The following is a 915-nucleotide window of genomic DNA, read 5'->3' on the forward strand; positions in this document are numbered from 1 at the left end:
TCCTCAGCCGCCAGAATATACCGTTCAAAACACGTCGATCGTCAAAGCGGGCCTTACCACGCACTTTGCTCGGAAGAAGCGGTTCAACCACAAACCATTCAAACCGAAAACTATTTTATGGGTATGTGACCTAGTGCGGCCATTCTTCAGCCGGCCATTCTCGCGACGTGTGGATGACGCGCAAGATAGCGATGACCTCTCCGCCGCCTTGGTTAGTGACCTCATAGGTTATGATGTAGTGCAGGCGGGGAACTGACTTTTCATAAATGCCAGTGACGCGGCCCGGTCTCCCGGTCGCAAGCTCGCCAAGTCCGTCCCCGGTCTGCTTGATCGCAACCGCGACCCTTTCAGCGGCAAGTGGGTTGTCGGCCGCAATGTATCGCAGAATGTCGAGGTAATCGCGCCGTGCGTCGGCCGACCAAATCACTCGCCTCACTCTTGCGCGGCTTTCTTCCGCTTTGCATCCGCGATGATCTGGCGGGCTTCCGCCATCACCTGTTCATGGGGCACAACGCGGCCGGCCGCTACATCGGCCATGCCGCGCTTGATTCCATCGATGATTTCAAGCTCGCGATCGACATAGGCGGCGACGGCCTCGCCGGCGAGGAAGGATTTACTCCGCTGCGTATTGCTCGCGATCCGGTCGAGCTTTTCTTTCACATCGGGCCGAACCCGAATCGTCATGGTGGTGCTGGCGGTCATGGAAACGCCTCCGTGTGTTAGATTGTGTACACTCTAGCACGTTTTCCGGCTGTTGCCATCGCTTTCTTGGCTAAATAATACGAATACACGTGAATACGTATTGACGTAAGCAGCTAAGAGGCCGTTTTGAAATGGGTTGAGTAGTTGGGGCACCTGTGATTCCGGAATGTCGCGACACTTTCTGGAGATTACAATGTGGACCCCGACTACTCG

General features: G+C 55.6%; 2 protein-coding genes and 1 pseudogene. All 3 read right to left on the minus strand.

The features are described from left to right. A pseudogene (locus tag ACTJKP_RS26945) lies at positions 1-91 on the minus strand (IS5/IS1182 family transposase); the annotation flags it as partial. A 39-nt stretch (positions 92-130) separates the two neighbouring features. Beyond that, the gene (locus ACTJKP_RS26950; protein ID WP_440632841.1) at positions 131-436 is read right to left on the minus strand and encodes a type II toxin-antitoxin system RelE/ParE family toxin; all 306 of its coding nucleotides are present in this window, start codon (positions 434-436) and stop codon (positions 131-133) included. Further along, positions 433-702 carry a CopG family ribbon-helix-helix protein gene (locus tag ACTJKP_RS26955; RefSeq protein WP_440632842.1) on the minus strand — a complete coding sequence of 90 codons (270 nt, stop codon included), beginning with the start codon at positions 700-702 and terminating at the stop codon, positions 433-435. The genes ACTJKP_RS26950 and ACTJKP_RS26955 overlap by 4 nt, the downstream gene beginning before the upstream one ends. Positions 703-915: the final 213 nt, after the last annotated feature.

It is taken from the genome of Brucella sp. 22210 (assembly GCF_052045675.1).
In the GTDB taxonomy this organism is placed as follows: domain Bacteria; phylum Pseudomonadota; class Alphaproteobacteria; order Rhizobiales; family Rhizobiaceae; genus Brucella.